Consider the following 237-nt stretch of genomic DNA (forward strand, 5'->3'; position numbering starts at 1 on the left):
GACGGCACTCTGCTGCGCGGCGACCTGCTGACCCGCTGGCAGGAGTTCGTCGGCAGCGGCGAGCTGATCGGCTCCCTCGAGGCGAAGGTGGGCTTCGTCCGCGAGCGCCTCTTCAACGCGATCAAGGGCAAGCCGCAGCAGGCCGAGCGGGTCGCGGTCGCCATCGAGACCGGCATCGAGACCCTCGTCCTCGGGCACGGCGAGCAGGGGGCCGCGCGGGCGGCCGCCGCCTGGGGG

General features: G+C 74.3%; 1 pseudogene. It reads left to right on the plus strand.

Going from position 1 to position 237, the window contains the following annotated elements:
• Positions 1–237, plus strand: a pseudogene (locus F0U47_RS21415) (ABC transporter); the annotation flags it as partial.

Origin of the sequence: Nocardioides antri (genome assembly GCF_008373765.1) — a bacterium.
In the GTDB taxonomy this organism is placed as follows: Bacteria; Actinomycetota; Actinomycetes; order Propionibacteriales; family Nocardioidaceae; genus Nocardioides; species Nocardioides antri.